The organism is Plantibacter sp. lyk4-40-MEA-4 (genome assembly GCF_030209415.1).
GTDB classification, from domain to species: Bacteria; Actinomycetota; Actinomycetes; order Actinomycetales; family Microbacteriaceae; genus Plantibacter; species Plantibacter flavus_A.
This window is the reverse complement of the sequence record NZ_JARVSA010000009.1, coordinates 143,235-158,540: the sequence shown is the minus strand read 5'-3', so window position 1 is coordinate 158,540 and position 15,306 is coordinate 143,235. Positions and strand designations below refer to the sequence as shown.

At 69.9% G+C, this 15,306-nt stretch carries 12 protein-coding genes and 1 pseudogene; 2 read left to right on the top strand and 11 right to left on the bottom strand.

Annotation, left to right across the window (positions count from 1 at the left end; genetic code table 11):
- Window positions 1–84: 84 nt before the first annotated feature.
- The 5 genes from QRN44_RS15555 to QRN44_RS15535 all read right to left on the bottom strand — a co-directional run bounded on the left by QRN44_RS15555 (window position 85) and on the right by QRN44_RS15535 (window position 7,571).
- Complete coding sequence (locus QRN44_RS15555) at window positions 85–1,452, bottom strand: dihydrolipoamide acetyltransferase family protein (protein ID WP_285039574.1); 1,368 nt, start codon at window positions 1,450–1,452, stop codon at window positions 85–87.
- A complete protein-coding gene (locus tag QRN44_RS15550; protein WP_285039573.1) occupies window positions 1,449–2,495 on the bottom strand; it encodes an alpha-ketoacid dehydrogenase subunit beta in 1,047 nt (348 codons plus the stop codon). Before QRN44_RS15550 ends, QRN44_RS15555 begins: the two co-directional genes overlap by 4 nt.
- A complete protein-coding gene (pdhA, locus tag QRN44_RS15545) occupies window positions 2,492–3,640 on the bottom strand; it encodes a pyruvate dehydrogenase (acetyl-transferring) E1 component subunit alpha (RefSeq protein WP_079002699.1) in 1,149 nt (382 codons plus the stop codon). Before pdhA ends, QRN44_RS15550 begins: the two co-directional genes overlap by 4 nt.
- 255 nt (window positions 3,641–3,895) lie before the next feature.
- On the bottom strand, window positions 3,896–6,187 hold the full coding sequence (locus QRN44_RS15540; RefSeq protein ID WP_079002700.1) for a polyribonucleotide nucleotidyltransferase: 2,292 nt from the start codon (window positions 6,185–6,187) through the stop codon (window positions 3,896–3,898).
- A 301-nt stretch (window positions 6,188–6,488) separates the two neighbouring features.
- The gene (locus QRN44_RS15535; RefSeq protein ID WP_079002701.1) at window positions 6,489–7,571 is read right to left on the bottom strand and encodes an FUSC family protein; all 1,083 of its coding nucleotides are present in this window, start codon (window positions 7,569–7,571) and stop codon (window positions 6,489–6,491) included.
- Between the two features lie 117 nt (window positions 7,572–7,688).
- On the opposite strand from QRN44_RS15535, the gene QRN44_RS15530 reads away from it, so the two are divergent.
- Complete coding sequence (locus QRN44_RS15530) at window positions 7,689–8,801, top strand: acyltransferase family protein (RefSeq protein WP_285039572.1); 1,113 nt, start codon at window positions 7,689–7,691, stop codon at window positions 8,799–8,801.
- Here QRN44_RS15530 and QRN44_RS15525 read toward each other — a convergent pair.
- Window positions 8,791–9,711, bottom strand: coding sequence for an NADP-dependent oxidoreductase (locus QRN44_RS15525; RefSeq protein ID WP_285039571.1), 921 nt, complete (start codon window positions 9,709–9,711; stop codon window positions 8,791–8,793). The two genes, QRN44_RS15530 and QRN44_RS15525, sit on opposite strands and share 11 nt — an antisense overlap.
- Window positions 9,712–9,828: 117 nt before the next feature.
- Between QRN44_RS15525 and QRN44_RS15520 the strand changes: the two are divergent.
- Window positions 9,829–10,314, top strand: a pseudogene (locus tag QRN44_RS15520) (DedA family protein); the annotation flags it as partial.
- Window positions 10,315–10,458: 144 nt separating this feature from the next.
- Here QRN44_RS15520 and QRN44_RS15515 read toward each other — a convergent pair.
- The 5 genes from QRN44_RS15515 to QRN44_RS15495 all read right to left on the bottom strand — a co-directional run bounded on the left by QRN44_RS15515 (window position 10,459) and on the right by QRN44_RS15495 (window position 15,295).
- Entirely contained in the window at window positions 10,459–11,946 is a 1,488-nt protein-coding gene (locus tag QRN44_RS15515; protein ID WP_285039570.1) for an amino acid permease, read from the bottom strand.
- Between the two features lie 250 nt (window positions 11,947–12,196).
- Window positions 12,197–12,466 (bottom strand): 30S ribosomal protein S15, encoded by a 270-nt coding sequence (rpsO, locus tag QRN44_RS15510; protein ID WP_056012204.1) that lies wholly within the window; start codon window positions 12,464–12,466, stop codon window positions 12,197–12,199.
- A gap of 102 nt (window positions 12,467–12,568) precedes the next feature.
- Complete coding sequence (locus tag QRN44_RS15505) at window positions 12,569–13,345, bottom strand: hypothetical protein (protein WP_285039569.1); 777 nt, start codon at window positions 13,343–13,345, stop codon at window positions 12,569–12,571.
- 160 nt (window positions 13,346–13,505) lie between these two features.
- Window positions 13,506–14,135 (bottom strand): FMN reductase, encoded by a 630-nt coding sequence (locus QRN44_RS15500; RefSeq protein WP_079002705.1) that lies wholly within the window; start codon window positions 14,133–14,135, stop codon window positions 13,506–13,508.
- A complete protein-coding gene (locus QRN44_RS15495) occupies window positions 14,132–15,295 on the bottom strand; it encodes an LLM class flavin-dependent oxidoreductase (RefSeq protein WP_064294472.1) in 1,164 nt (387 codons plus the stop codon). Before QRN44_RS15495 ends, QRN44_RS15500 begins: the two co-directional genes overlap by 4 nt.
- Window positions 15,296–15,306 lie beyond the last annotated feature (11 nt).

The window sequence follows — 15,306 nt, the reverse complement described above, 5'->3', positions numbered from 1 at the left end:
GATGCACGATGCCACGTCGCGGTCGTCGCGTCCAGGCCCGAACGGCCGCCGGGGCGGGTGAGCGCGAGGGCCTGGACTCGACGATCACACCATCGTCAGGACCATCGCCGGATCCGACAGCATCGTCCCGAGGTCGACGAGGAACCGGGACCCCTGCTCTCCGTCGATGAGTCGATGGTCGAACGACAGCGACAGCGTCACGACGTGTCGCAGCGCGACCTGCCCCTCGAATTCCCACGGCCGGCGACGGACGGCACCGAGCGCGATGATCGCCGCCTCACCGGGATTGAGGATGGGCGTCCCCGCGTCGACGCCGAAGACGCCGACGTTGGAGATCGTGATCGTCCCCCCTCGCAGTTCCGCCGGAGCGGTGCGTCCCTCGCGGGCCGTGCGGACGAGGTCCGCCACGGCGTCCGCGAGTTCGAACAGGCTGAGCTCCTCCGCCCGTGCGATGTTCGGGACGAGGAGTCCCCGCGGCGTCGCTGCGGCGATCCCGAGTCCGACGTGCCCGTACTCGACGATCTCCCCGGCAGCCTCGTCCCAGCTCGCGTTGACCGCGGGGGTGCGTCTCACGGCGATGCACACCGCCTTGGCGAGGACGGTCAGGATGTTGACCCGGTGGTCCCCGGTCCGAGGCGAGCGGGCGAGCGCGTCCAGCAGCGACATCGTCGGCGTCACGTCGACCGTCAGGAACTCCGTCACGTGGGGAGCCGTGAACGCACTGCTCACCATCGCCTCGGCGGTGCGGCGCCTGACCCCCGTGATCGGCCGACGCACCGACCCGTCGGCCGCCGTGGCCGCCGTGGCCGGCGTCGCTGGGGTCCCGGCCGGCGCCGCTCCCGCTCCGCGAGCACGCTCCGGCAGCTGCCCACTCGGGCCGGTCGCAGCGCGCTCGACCTCCTCACGCGCGATCCGACCACCGACGCCGGTGCCGACGAGCGTTCCGAGGTCGACGCCGAGATCACGGGCGAGTCGCCGGACCGGTGGTGTCGCGCGAGGCCGGGAACGCTCCGGCACCGGGGCGGTGTGCGCCGGTACGGTGTGCGCCGGGGCAGGTGTGTCATCGTCGCCGGACCGCGCACGGCGCCGTGGCCGTTCACCGCTCGCCGTGCGAGGGCCGTAGCCGACGAGGACCGGCTCGCGGTCCGCCGCCCCACTCGGGCGGTCGACCTCCGCCCTGTCAGCCTCGGGGACCGACGGGGACGGAGCGGTCTCCCCATCGGGCGCGAAATCGACGAGCGCCTCGCCGACGAGGACCGTCGTCCCCGGTTCGACGTGGAGCCTCGTGACCACGCCGGCGGTCGGCGCGGGCAGTTCGACGAGCGCCTTCGCGGTCTCGACCTCGGCGATCACCTGGTTGAGCTCGACGTGGTCGCCGACGGCGACGCGCCAGGACACGAGTTCGCTCTCGGTCAGACCTTCACCGAGATCGGGCAGGGAGAACCGCTTCATCGCCGTCCCTCCCCACCGGTCACAGGCCGGGCCTCGGCCCTGCCCGCGGCCGAGGCGGAGGACCGACGCCCCAGTGCGCGATCGACCCCGTCCAGGATCCGGTCGAGGTCCGGCAGGAAATGGTCCTCGAGCGCCGACGCGGGATAGGGCGTGTCGAACCCCGTCACCCGCACCGGGGCCTCTTCGAGGAGGTCGAAGCAGCGTTCGGTGATCGAGGCCGCCAACTCGGCGCCGATCCCTCCGGAACGCTGCGCCTCGTGCGTGATGACGAGTCGCCCGGTCTTCTCGACCGAGGCGGCGATCGCGTCGACGTCGAGAGGTGCGAGGGATCGGAGGTCGATCACCTCCAGGTCGACACCCTCGTCGGCCGCGGCCTCCGCAGCCTCGAGCGCCGTCTGGACGAGCGGACCGTAGGCGACCAACGTCGCGTCCGTGCCGGCGCGAACGGTCCGCGCACGGGTGAACGCGAGCGGATCGGCTGGGAGGTCGTCGAGCACCTCGCCCTTCGTCCAGTACCGCCGCTTCGGTTCGAAGAACAGCACCGGGTCGTCGCACGCGATCGCCTGACGGATCATCGTGTGCGCGTCCTGGGGGTCGGAGCACGTCACCACGCGCAGTCCCGCGGTGTGCGCGAAGTACGCCTCCGGGGACTCGGAGTGGTGCTCGACGGCGCCGATGCCCCCGCCGTACGGCACGCGGATGGTGACCGGCATCCGCACGGCACCCTTCGTCCGGTAATGCAGCTTCGCCAACTGCGCGACGATCTGGTCGAAGCCCGGATAGATGAACCCGTCGAACTGGATCTCGCACACCGGGCGGAAGCCTCGGAACGCCAGGCCGATCGCCGCTCCGATGATCGCGGACTCCGCCAGCGGCATGTCGACGACGCGATCGGCACCGAACTCAGCCTGGAGGCCGTCGGTCACCCGGAACACCCCACCGAGTCGGCCGATGTCCTCGCCAAGCAGCAGGACCCGGTCGTCGTCGGCGAGGGCGTGGTGCAGTCCGGCGTTGATCGCCTTGCTGAGGGTGAGCGTGGTCATCGGGCACCACCGTCGAACATCGCGAGGTACGAGCGGTACTCCTCGCGTTGCCGTTCGAGCCCGGGATGGGCGGTGGCGTAGACCTCGTCGAAGAGTGAGAGCGGGTCAGGGGCAGGCAAGGCGAGGCACCCCGCACGGACCCGGGCGGCCGCGGCGTCGGCGACGGACGCGACGTGGGCTCGGGCGGTCTCGTCGAGGGCCCCCTCGGACTCCAGCAGACGCTCGAGCCGGGCGATCGGATCCTTCGCACGCCACGACACGACCTCGCTCTCGTCCCGGTACCGCGTCGGATCGTCCGAGGTGGTGTGCGGCCCCATGCGGTAGGTGACGGCCTCGATGAAGGTCGGCCCACCACCGGACCGTGCGCGGTCGACGGCGATCCGCATCGCCGCCGTCACGGCGAGCACGTCGTTGCCGTCGACCCGCATGCTCGGCACCCCGAAGCCCGGTGCCCGGTCCGCGATCGGGCGCTGAGCCTGCAGCCCGACGGGCTCGGAGATCGCGTACTGGTTGTTCTGGCAGAAGAAGACCACGGGTGCCTGGAAACTCGCGGCCAGCACCAGCGCCTCGTTCACGTCGCCCTGACTCGTCGCCCCATCGCCGAAGTAGGCCACGGCCACCGCGTCGGACCCGTCGCGCTGACAGCCCATCGCGTAGCCCGTCGCATGGAGCGTCTGGGCACCGATGATGACCGCCGGCGTCGCCATGCCGACCGCGAACGGGTCCCAGCCCGACAGCGCGGTCCCCCGCCACATCGCCATCAGTTGGTCGAGTTCGACGCCACGGCAGTACGCCACGGCCTGTTCGCGGTAGCTCGTGAAGACGAAGTCCCCGCGCCGCAGGACCCGCGCCGACCCCACCTGGGCGGCCTCCTGCCCGAGCGACGGCGGCCACAGACCGATCTCGCCCTGCCGTTGCAGAGCCGTCGCCTCCGTGTCGATGCGTCGTGTGACGACCATGTCCTCGTAGAGCGCGAGCAGCTCGGCGTGACCGAGGTCGGCGACGAAGAGGTCGTACAGGGCGTCCTCCTGGCGGACGCCGTCCGGATCGAGGAGCTGGACGCACCCGTGGTCGACCGGGACCGGTTCGCGTGCATCACCGCCCCGCTCGTCGGAATCCTGCGGGAATTGGGTGTGAGTCTCCATCGACACGATGCACGCCGCCTTGAGTTCGGTGACCTCACGGCGGTGCCTCGTGAGCGATGCCGTGCCCTCGCGTCGTCGCGAGGTGGTCCGAGGCTACGCCGGATCACCCTGGCGCTCAACCGTCGACACTCCGCGCAACGGCGAACGCCCGCCCCGCAGAAGCGGGACGGGCGTTCGGATGCAGCCTGCGGCTTAGCCTTCGGCCGGGGCCTGCTCTGGAGTCCCCTCCCGAGCAAACGACCGTTCGACCGAGATCTAGCCTTCGGCCGGGGCCTCAGGGCCCTCGCTGGCAGCGTCGCTGCCGTGCGTGTCGGCCTCATCGGCGACGACCGGAGCGAGCGAGAGCTTGCCGCGGTCGTCGATCTTCGTGATCTCGACGAGGATCTTCTGGCCGACGCCGAGCACGTCTTCGACGTTCTCCACACGCTTGCCACCGGCGAGCTTGCGGACCTCGGAGATGTGCAGCAGGCCGTCCTTGCCCGGGAGCAGCGAGACGAACGCACCGAACGCGGCGATCTTGACGACGGTTCCGAGGAACTGCTCGCCGACCTCCGGGTTGGTGGGGTTCGCGATCGCGTTGACCTGGGCACGAGCGGCCTCGGCCGACGGGCCGTCGACGGCGCCGATGTAGACGGTGCCGTCCTCCTCGATGGAGATGTCGGCGCCGGTCTCGTCCTGGATCGAGTTGATCGTCTTGCCCTTCGGGCCGATCAGCTCGCCGATCTTGTCGACGGGGATCTGGACGCTGATGACGCGAGGCGCGGTCGGCGCCATCTCGTCGGGAGCGTCGATCGCCGCGTTCAGCACGGAGAGGATCGTCGTGCGGGCGTCCTTGGCCTGCTGGAGCGCACCGGTCAGGACCGAGGTCGGGATGCCGTCGAGCTTCGTGTCGAGCTGGATGGCCGTGACGAACTCGGAGGTACCGGCGACCTTGAAGTCCATGTCGCCCAGGGCGTCTTCGGCGCCGAGGATGTCGGTGAGCGCCGCGTAGCGGGTCTCACCGTCGACGACGTCGGAGATGAGGCCCATGGCGATACCGGCGACGGGTGCGCGGAGCGGCACACCGGCGTTCAGCAGCGACAGGGTCGAGGCGCAGACGGAACCCATCGAGGTCGAACCGTTGGACCCGAGGGCCTCGGAGACCTGACGGATCGCGTAGGGGAACTCCTCGCGGCTCGGCAGCACCGGCACGAGGGCGCGCTCGGCGAGGAAGCCGTGCCCGATCTCGCGACGCTTCGGCGAGCCGACCCGGCCGGTCTCACCGGTCGAGTAGGGCGGGAAGTTGTAGTGGTGCAGGTAGCGCTTCTTCGTGACGGGCGACAGCGAGTCGATCTGCTGCTCCATCTTGAGCATGTTCAGCGTGGTGACACCCAGGATCTGGGTCTCGCCGCGCTGGAAGATCGCGGAACCGTGGACGCGCGGGATGACCTGCACCTCCGCGTCGAGCGGACGGATGTCGGTCAGGCCACGGCCGTCGATGCGGATGCCCTCGCGGAGGACACGGCCGCGCATGACGACCTTCGAGACGGACTTGTACGCCGCCGAGAACTGCGTGAGCACCTCGGCGTCGAGCGAACCGGCCTCGACGCGCTCGGTGATCTCCGCCTTGACGCGGTCCTTGAGGGCGTCGTCGGCGTTCTGGCGCTCGATCTTGTCGGCGATCTGGTAGACGTTCACCAGTTCGTCGTGCGCGAGACCGGCGACGGTGTCGTAGGTCTCCTGCGTGTAGGGGAGGAACACGGGGTAGGCCGCGATCTCCTTGGCCGCCTGAGCGGCGAGTTCGCTCTGCGCCTTGACGAGCTGCTTGAGGAACGGCTTGGAGGCCTCGAGACCGGCCGCGACGACCGCCTCGTCGGGCTTCGTGGCGCCGCCCTTGATGAGGTTCCAGCTGTTCTCGGTGGCCTCGGCCTCGACCATCATGATCGCGACGTCTTCGTTGCCGTTGGCGTCGGTCACGATGCGACCGGCGACGATGATGTCGAAGACGGCCTCCTCGAGCTGGTCGACCTTCGGGAAGGCGACCCACTGGTCGGCCTCGCCGGCCTGCCCGGGGATCAGCGCGAGACGGACGGCGCCGATCGGACCGGAGAACGGCAGACCCGAGATCTGGGTGGACATCGACGCCGCGTTGATCGCGAGGGCGTCGTAGAACTCACCCGGAGCGATCGAGAGGACGGTGATGACGATCTGGACCTCGTTGCGGAGGCCGGTGACGAACGACGGGCGCAGCGGCCGGTCGATGAGGCGGCAGACGAGGATCGCCTCGGTCGAGGGGCGGCCCTCACGACGGAAGAACGAACCGGGGATCTTGCCGGCGGCGTAGGAGCGCTCCTCGACGTCCACCGTGAGGGGGAAGAAGTCGAAGTTGTCCTTGGGGTGCTTTCCGGCCGAGGTGGCCGAGAGGAGCATGGTCTCCTCGTCGAGGTACGCGGCGATCGCGCCCTGGGCCTGCTGCGCGAGGCGGCCGGCTTCGAACCGGACCGTGCGCTTGCCGAACTTGCCGTTGTCGAGAACGGCCTCGGCGAACTTGATTTCTGGACCTTCCACAGGTCTCTCCTTCGTACGTGTGCGCTCCCGTCGAGTGACGGGCCGCGCGTCCCGAATGGACGCGCCGTCGAGCGCGGTCGTGCATGATGCAGCGCGCAACACAGCCGCAGTACTTGCTCAAGCCGCCCGGTCTTCCGGGACTTGGCTGGCCACCAGTAGAACACCACCCGCGGATCGCGAGGGATACACCACCGAGGACCAGCTTCCTGTCGGCTGGCTGTGCGCGGAGCGGACCATCACGGTCCGCCGTCGGCCAGCCTAGCAGAGGGGGGTTCGGCGATCCCCGGAACGACACGGATCCTCAGGTGATGGGCGGGGTGCCGGGAGCGGCCGGAGACGCCGCGCGGCGGCGATCGCGTCCCCAGGACACGAGCAGGAGGAGCATCGCGACGGCCGCTCCGAGGAGGGTGTCGAGCACCCGCTCCCCCACGATCGCGAGCACCGGCTGCTTCGACGAGGACGTGCTGATGATGAGCACGAGCGGCGTGATGAAGACGAGCGCCAACGCGTAGTGCCGGATGACGACGAGCTCGATCGTGAACTGCAGGGCGGCCAGCACGAGGGCGAGGACGTAGCCGTGCGGCTGGAGCGAGGCCACGGTGAGGAAGATCCCGGCGCCGACGACCGTCCCGAGCACGCGGTGCACGCCGCGTGTCGCGCTCAGGGTGCGCGAGTGCCCGACGCTGAGGATCGCGACGGCGGACCCGGCGATCCAGTACCCGTGACCGAGGCCGAGGACCGCTCCGAGGACCGCGCTGATCGCGAGCGCGACGGTGAGGCGTGTCGCGATCCGGCGGTCGGTCGCGCTCAGCCGGTACTCGGGGAACAGCACGCGCATCGGCGTCGGCTTCCCCGCGCCGCGGCGGACCGCCGGCACGAGCAACGGCGCGACGACCACCAGGAAGGCGAAGGCCGAACCGGCCGCCACGAGCAGGATGACCAGCCCGCCGTCGAGCCCGGCGCCGCCGATCGGGACGGGCGCGGTCAGGTGGCCGGCGATGCCGAACACGAGGATGAAGAACAGCGCGCCCGGAGGGCCGAGGACGATGCCCTGCACCAGCCAGATCACCACCGACCCGACGACGATGAGACCGACCGCGGTCAGCGGCCGAGAACCCGACATCGCGACACCCAGCGCCGCGGCCGTGACGAGTCCTGCTCCGATGAGCGGCAGCACCCGCAGACGGTCCCGGCGGCTGAGCGGCGCGCAGTAGAGCGCGGTGAACGCCCCGAGGCCGGTGAGCAGGCCGAGCGGCGTGAGTCCGAAGAACGTCGCGACCGCGACCGGCACGGCCATCGCTATCGCGGCGGTGAGGGCGGCCGGCCAGCGCTTGGGCGATGGCGCGAAGCTGATCAGCGAGGTCTTCAGACCGCGTTCAGCCATCCGGTCCTCCGCTCTCGTGCAACCATCCAACGCTACGCCATCCTGAGCCGGGTGCCCGGGCCCCGTCGTCGCGCGGGCCGCCCCGGGCTACGCTGGTGCGGACCCCAGGAGGTGACGTTGACGCATCCCGCGCCGGCAGCCGCTCGCCCGAAGCAGCGCGTCCCGTTCTGGGACAACGCCCGTTTCGCGTGCATCACGCTCGTGGTCATGGGCCACGCGATCCAGCGTCTGACCTCCGAGTCCGACCCCGCGCTCGTCGTGTACCTGTTCCTCTACGCCTTCCACATGCCGGCGTTCGCGATCATCAGCGGGTACTTCTCGAAGTCGGCCCCTCCCGGACGACGACAGATGCGTCGGGTGATCACGGACATCCTCGTGCCCTACCTGATCATGGAGGGGATCTGGTCCCTCGTGCAGTTCCTCGTCGAGGGCAAACGCGCGTTCAACCCGACCCAACCGTCGTGGACCCTCTGGTTCCTCCTCGCGCTCGGCATCTTCCGCCTCGTCCTGCCCTATCTCGCCCTCCTGCGCTGGCCATTGCTCTGGAGCGTGGTGATCTCGATCGGCGTCGGCTACCTCGACAACGTCGACAGCACGTTCTCGCTCTCGCGCGCGCTCGGGATCCTGCCGTTCTTCGTGCTCGGGTGGCAGATCAACCGGTGGCGGCTCGTGGACCGCTGGCGTCTCGTCCGTACGAGGGCCTGGTGGATCCGGATCGCCGCCGCCGTCGTCCTCATCGCGTGGGCGGTCGTCCTCGTCCTCGGGATCGACCTGTGGCGCCGCATCGACCTGCGCTACTGGTTCTTCTACGACCGGGGGTACACCGCGCTCGGGAACGAGGACGGGACGGGCGGCCTGGTGCGACTCGCGGCCATCCTGCTGGCCGTCGCCCTCACCGCGGCGTTCTTCGTGCTCGTCCCCCGCGGCCAGTCGTGGATCACCCGGTACGGACAGTCGACGATGTACGTCTACCTGCTGCACTCCTTCGTGCTCTACCCCCTGCGAGAGTCGGGCGTCCTCACCGACACGGGCAACCCGGAGCTCGTGCTCGTCGGCCTGCTGGTGCTGTCGGTCCTGATCGTCATCGTGCTCTCCAGCGGACCCGTGCGCCGCATCACGAGACCGCTCATCGAACCCCGCGCGGCGTTCATCTTCAGTCGCAAGCGGGCCTTCGACCCGGAGCCCCCGCGAAGCGACCCGACCGGATCGCGCCGCGACGTCACGAGGTGACGAGGACGACCTTCCCGCGGACGTGACCGTCGATGAGGTGGCGGTAGGCGTCGACGACCCGCTCGATGGGCCACACGCTGTCGATCGGGAGGACGATCTCACCCCGCGCGATCGACTCGCCGAGCGCTGCCAGCTCGTCGAGCGTCGCGTCCTGTCCGCCGACGCCGCGGAACCCGTGCTCGGTGGCGAAGGGTCGGTCCGCGATCGTGTTGACCCGCTCCGGCGCGACGCCGAGATCGCGCGCCAGCTCGAGGGTCGGCCGGCCGTGCGTGTCGATGACGGCGGTGATCCCGCCGGGGGCCGCCTCGAGGACACGCTCGCGCAGGCCGTCGCCGTACTGGACGGGGATGACGCCGAGACCGCGGAGAAACTCCTGATTGGCCGCACCGGCGGTGCCGAGCACGACCGCGCCGGTCCGCCTGGCGAGCTGCGCCGCGAGCACGCCGACCCCGCCGGCCGCAGCACTCACGAGCACCGTGTCCGACTGCTGGACGCCGACGGCGGCGACCGATGCGATCGCCGCGCGTCCCGCGATGTCGAGGGCACCGGCCTGCTCGATGGTGAGCCCGTCCGGCACGTGGTGGAGGATGCCGGCCGGAGCGATGAGGAAGTCCGCCTGCGCGTGGAACCGGTGTCCGCCGTACACGTGGTCGCCCGTCGCGAATCCCTGGACGCCGCTCCCCACACCGTCCACCACCCCGGCGAAGTCGTTGCCGTTCCCGCTCGGGACGTCCCGCCCGAAGGAGGCGAGCGCTTCGGGTGATGACGCGAGCTTGTGGTCGACGGGGTTGAGCCCTGCGACGAGGACACGGACTCGGACCTCGTCGTGGCCGGGCACCGGGATGTCGCCCTCGACGAGGTGGAACACCTCGGGGCCACCGAACCGGTCGAACCGCACGAACCTCGCCATGACGCCTCCTCCGCCGGCTTCCGCCGACCTCCATGCTCACACGCTTCCCGGGCGAGGACCACCCTGGCCGCAGCGGACGTCACGCGCCGTTCACCCGGCCGAGCGAGAATCACGGGCATGGCATGGGTCGATGAGCTGCAGACGGCGATCACGGCGTGGTTGCTCGAGATCGCCGCGTCGGGCTGGGTGTTCCCTGCGCTGTACCTGCTGACGGTCGCCGACGCCTTCCTGGTCGTCCTACCGAGCGAGACCGCGGTGACGGCGCTCGGAGCGATCTCGGCGTCGAGCGGCTCGCCGGACCTCGCCCTCCTCATCGGCGTGGCCTGGGCGGGCGCCGTGACCGGCGACGTGTCCTGCTACCTCCTCGGTCGGCGGATCGGGACCACACGGTTCGCCTGGATGCGGCGCCCGCGGGTCGCGGCCGCGATCGGACGTGCGGGCGTCGCGCTCGAGCGCCGCGCCGCTGCAGCCATCCTCACCGCGCGCTACATCCCGTTCGCGCGCATCGCGGTCAACCTCGTCGCCGGTGCGAGTGGCCTCCGCCCACGTCGGTACCTCCCGATCACCGTCCTCGCAGGGCTCGCCTGGGCACTGTGGAACGTGGGCGTCGGAGCCGTCGTCGGCCGGTTCCTCCCGGACCACCCGGTACTCGCGACCGCCGTGTCGATCGTCGTCGCGGTCGGCCTGGGCGTGACCGTCGACCGGATCAGCGCCGCCCTGGCCGCACGACGGCGACGGACACGGGCCTCACTCGACGAGCTCGCCCCGCGCCTTCTTGCCGACGATGGAGTGCCGCCGGCTGTAGGCGAAGTAGATGATGAAGCCGAGCGCCAGCCAGACGAGGAACCGCACCCAGGTCAGCGTCGTCAGGTTGAGCATGAGCCAGACGCAGAGCACCGCTGAGAGGATCGGGAGGAACGGCGACCACGGGACGCGGAACGCGCGCGGCAGCTTCGGGTACTTCTTCCGCAGCACGATCACGGCGATGCTGACGAGCACGAACGCGGAGAGCGTCCCGATGTTGATCATCTCCTCGAGGATGCCCACGTCGGTCAGGCCGGCGATCAGCGCGACGAGCGCGCCGACGATGAGCTGCACCCGCACAGGTGTCTTGCGCTTCTCGGAGGTGACACTGAGTGAGCGCGGGAGCAGGCCGTCGCGGCTCATGGCGAAGACCACGCGGGCGAGGCCGAGCAGGAGCACCATGATGACGGTCGTCAGGCCGGCGAGGATGCCGATCGAGATCACCTGCGCCGCCCAGTCCGCACCCACCGCGATGAACGCCGTCGCGAGTGAGGGGTCCTCAGCCTCGGCGAGCGTCGTGTACGGCACCATGCCGGTGAGGACGAGGCTCACGCCGACATAGAGGACGGTCACGATGGCGAGGCCACCGAAGATGCCGCGCGGCAGGTTGCGCTGCGGGTTCTCGACCTCCTCCGCGCTCGTGGCGACGACGTCGAACCCGATGAAGGCGAAGAAGACGAGTGAGGCACCGGCGAGCAGACCGAAGACGCCGTACTGCGCGGGCGCGGCCCCCGTCATGAAGGAGAACAGCGACTGCGACCAGGCATCGGACGCCCCGCCCTTCGTCGGGACCTCGTCGGGGATGAACGGCGTGTAGTTCGCCGCCTTGACGAAGAAGGCGCCGACGACGATGACGAAGATGACGATCGCGACCTTGATGATCGTGAAGACGCTCGCGACACGCGAGGACAGCTTCGTCCCGAGGACGAGCAGGGTGGTGAAGACCGCGACGATGACGAACGCGCCCCAGCTGACCTTGAGCCCGAAGACGTCGAGCTCGCTCGGCACGTCCCAGCCCCAGAGCAGGAAGACGTTGCTGAGGTAGATGCCCCAGTACTTGGCGATGACGGCGGCCGCCGTGAGCATCTCCAGGATGAGGTCCCATCCGATGATCCACGCGAGGAGCTCACCGAGGGTGGCGTAGGTGAAGGTGTAGGCGGAGCCGGCGACGGGCACCGTGGAGGCGAACTCCGCGTAGCACATGATGGCGAGGGCACAGGTGACGGCCGCGAGGATGAACGCGAGCGACACGGACGGGCCCGCGTAGTTGCCCGCGGCCTTGGCTCCGACGGAGAAGATGCCCGCGCCGACCGCGACCGCGACACCCATGATCATGAGGTCCCAGGTGCCGAGCGTGCGCTTCAGGCTGCGCCCTTCGACGCTGGAATCCGCGAGGGAGTCCTCGATGCTCTTCGTCCGCCAGATGCTCATGGTGCTCCTTGCCGTGGTGCGGTACCTCGTGGCCTCGCGCGAAGCCGACTCTCGACCTTGCCAGATGCGGGCCCCCTGGTCGAGTCACGGACGAGTTTTTCTGCAGCTGTGGGGTTCCCGGTGGAACACGAACGGGCCGTCATCCGAATGGATGACGGCCCGTCACGAAGAAGCTCGCGGTGTCAGCGCCCTTCGACAGGCTCAGGGACCGTGGGTCCGATAAGTCGCCGGAGGGTTCAGAGCTGCCTGCCTAGCGGCGGAGTCCGAGGCGCTCGATCAGCGAGCGGTAGCGCTCGATGTCGACGGCCTGGAGGTAGCCGAGGAGGCGGCGACGCTGTCCGACCAGGAGCAGCAGGCCACGACGCGAGTGGTGGTCGTGCTTGTGCTCCTTGAGGTGCTCGGTGAGGTCCTTGATGCGGCGGGTCATGACCGCCACCTGGACCTCGGGGGATCCGGTGTCACCTGGGTGGGTTGCGTACTCTTCGATGATCGCCTTCTTACGGTCTCCTTCAAGCGCCATAGTGGTGATCCCCTCTCTGTTCGTTGCGCGGTGCCCGTCGCCTGATGCGTGGGCTCTCTTGATCCGCGGCCGTTCGACGGCAACCTTGTGATTCTAGCAGGTTCAGAGCGAGGGAGGTTCGCGGTGGGTCGAGCGGCGCTTCGCGTTCGCCCGCTCCTCCGCCTCGGTGGCTGCGACCCGGCGCCGACGACGCAACACGAGGATGAGGGCGAGCGCGATGAGGTCCAGGACCAGGAAGGCGAGGAGTAGCCAGACCCAGAGCGGCGGTCCGGCACCGGCGCTCGGCGCAGGCTCGGCCGCGGCCTCCGCCGCCTCGGCCGTCGTCGTGGAATCGTAGACGAGCCGGACCGGGTCGCCGAGTGTGGCCCCGCCGTCGGCGTTCGTCGACACGAGGGCGAGGGTGATGTCGTACTCCCCCGCGTCCGCTCCACGAAGCCACTGGGTCATGTTGATCCTGGTGGACCATCCGCCGTCGCTGCCGATCTCGATCGGCTGCCCGTCGAAGCGGAACTCGGTCGCCCCCGTCCCGCCGGTGGACTGCAGGTCGCACGAGGCGTCGTCTGCCGTCGAGCTGCTGAAGCAGGCCTTCGCCGAGTCGTAGAGGTCGATCGAGCGCCAGTAGGACAGCACGACGTCGGCACCCGCGTCGGCGGTGCCGGTGACGTCGAATCCGCTCACCTGCTCGCCGTCCAGGGTGTAGTCGACACGGTAGACGGTGTCGCCGTCGGTCGGGCTCTCGATCGTGCCGTCGCCGGCGGCCGACGCGGGAGCGGATGCGGCGAGCTGCAGGACGACGGATCCGGCGCCGAGCGACACCGCCACCACGGCGAGCGCCGCGGCACGAGCGGCACGCTGCAGCAGCGGACCGAGTCGACGCACTCCGGGGATCACCTGGCCACCACTCCCTCCGGCGACGCCGGACGGCGACGCACGCCTCCAGTATCCCAAAGTCCGGGGTGCCGAGCCTGGGAACGACGAAGGCGGGGACCGCACCCGGCGGTCCCCGCCCGCATCGGGGCGGTCGGGCGGAGTCGTCCGATCAGGCCCCGCGACCACCGAGCAGCTCGGAGAACGGGCGGTCGAGCGCGAACGGGTCGTTCAGGCGCCCGGAACGGTCCGAGGCCGCCACGAGTGCGCTCAACTCACCGGCCGCACGGTCGATCCGCGCCGGCAGGGCGCCGAGCTGCGCGTCGCCCGTCCCCCAGTCCTCGGAGGCCGCGAACACGGCGGTCGGCACGGTCACCGCCCGCAGGTAGGCGAACAGGGGACGCACGGCGTATTCGAGGGCGAGCGAGTGCCTGGCCGACCCACCCGTCGCACCGAGGACGATGGGCACCCCGGTCAGAGCGGTCGGCTCCACCACGTCGAAGAACGACTTGAACAAGCCGGAGTAGCTGGAGGAGAAGATCGGCGTCACGGCGATGACGCCGTCTGCGCCGGTCATGGCTTCGATCGCCTCGGACAACCGTGGACTGGGGAACCCGGTCAGCAGGTTGTTCGTGATGTCCTGAGCCAGGTCGCGCAGCTCGATCGACGTCGTCTCGACGTCATAGCCGTCCTGCTCAAGGTGCGCCACGGTGGCGTCGCGGAGGCGGTCGGCGAGGAGGCGCGTCGACGACGGCTGGCTGAGACCTGCCGACACGACGGCGAGCGTACGCTTCGCGGTCATCGGGTCGCCCCGACCGCCGCCGCGCCGAACGCCGAACCGGATGCGACCCGGCTCGTCTCGACCGCACCGGAGCGCGAAGCGAGTTCCGCCTCAGCGGCTGCGACCATCGACGCGTGCGTCGGCGCCTCCGGGACGTCGGCCGGACGGTCCTTCGCGAACTCCTTGCGCAGCACCGGCACGACCTCGCCGCCGAGGATCTCGAGCTGGTCGAGCACCGTCGCGAGCGGGAGCCCGGCGTGATCCATGAGGAACAGCTGACGCTGGTAGTCGCCGAAGTGTTCGCGCATCCCGGCGTACCGGTCGATGACCTGCTGCGGGCTGCCGACGGTGAGCGGCGTCTGCTCGGTGAAGTCCTCGAGCGTCGGCCCGTGACCGTAGACCGGGGCGTTGTCGAAGTACGGCCGGAACTGGGCGACGGCGTCCTGCGAGTTCTTCGCCATGAACGCCTGACCGCCGAGTCCGACGATCGCCTGCGCGGCCGTGCCGTGTCCGTAGTGCTCGAACCGCTGACGGTACAGCTGGATGAGGCGCATGTAGTGCTCCTTCGGCCAGAAGATGTTGTTCGCGAAGAAGCCGTCGCCGTAGTAGGCCGCCTGCTCGGCGATCTCGGGGCTCCGGATGGAGCCGTGCCACACGAAGGGCGGCACGCCGTCGAGCGGTCGCGGTGTGGACTGGAAGCCCTGCAGCGGGGTGCGGAACTGGCCCTGCCAGTCGACGTAGTCCTCTCGCCACAGGCGGTGGAGCAACGCGTAGTTCTCGATGGCGAGGTTGATGCCCTCGCGGATGTCCTTGCCGAACCAGGGGTAGACGGGCCCCGTGTTGCCACGGCCCATGATGAGGTCGACCCGGCCGCCGGCCAGGTGCTGCAGCATGGCGTAGTCCTCGGCGATCTTCACCGGGTCGTTCGTGGTGATGAGCGTCGTGCTCGTCGAGAGGATGAGGTCCGTGGTCTTCGCAGCGATGTAGCCGAGCATGGTCGTGGGACTCGACGGGACGAAGGGCGGGTTGTGGTGCTCGCCGGTCGCGAAGACGTCGAGACCGACCTCCTCCGCCTTCACGGCGATCGCGACCATCGCCTCGATGCGCTCGTGCTCGGTGGGCGTGATCCCGGTGGTCGGGTCGGTGGTGACATCCCCCACCGTGAAGATTCCGAATTGCATCATGCGCTCCC

Coding starts and splice junctions, on each gene's coding strand:
- QRN44_RS15555 (WP_285039574.1), bottom strand. CDS start 1,452: ATGAAGCGGTTCTCCCTGCCCGATCTCGGTGAAGGTCTGACCGAGAGC.
- QRN44_RS15550 (WP_285039573.1), bottom strand. CDS start 2,495: ATGACCACGCTCACCCTCAGCAAGGCGATCAACGCCGGACTGCACCAC.
- pdhA (WP_079002699.1), bottom strand. CDS start 3,640: ATGGAGACTCACACCCAATTCCCGCAGGATTCCGACGAGCGGGGCGGT.
- QRN44_RS15535 (WP_079002701.1), bottom strand. CDS start 7,571: ATGGCTGAACGCGGTCTGAAGACCTCGCTGATCAGCTTCGCGCCATCG.
- QRN44_RS15525 (WP_285039571.1), bottom strand. CDS start 9,711: ATGGCGAGGTTCGTGCGGTTCGACCGGTTCGGTGGCCCCGAGGTGTTC.
- QRN44_RS15515 (WP_285039570.1), bottom strand. CDS start 11,946: ATGAGCATCTGGCGGACGAAGAGCATCGAGGACTCCCTCGCGGATTCC.
- rpsO (WP_056012204.1), bottom strand. CDS start 12,466: ATGGCGCTTGAAGGAGACCGTAAGAAGGCGATCATCGAAGAGTACGCA.
- QRN44_RS15500 (WP_079002705.1), bottom strand. CDS start 14,135: ATGACCGCGAAGCGTACGCTCGCCGTCGTGTCGGCAGGTCTCAGCCAG.
- QRN44_RS15495 (WP_064294472.1), bottom strand. CDS start 15,295: ATGCAATTCGGAATCTTCACGGTGGGGGATGTCACCACCGACCCGACC.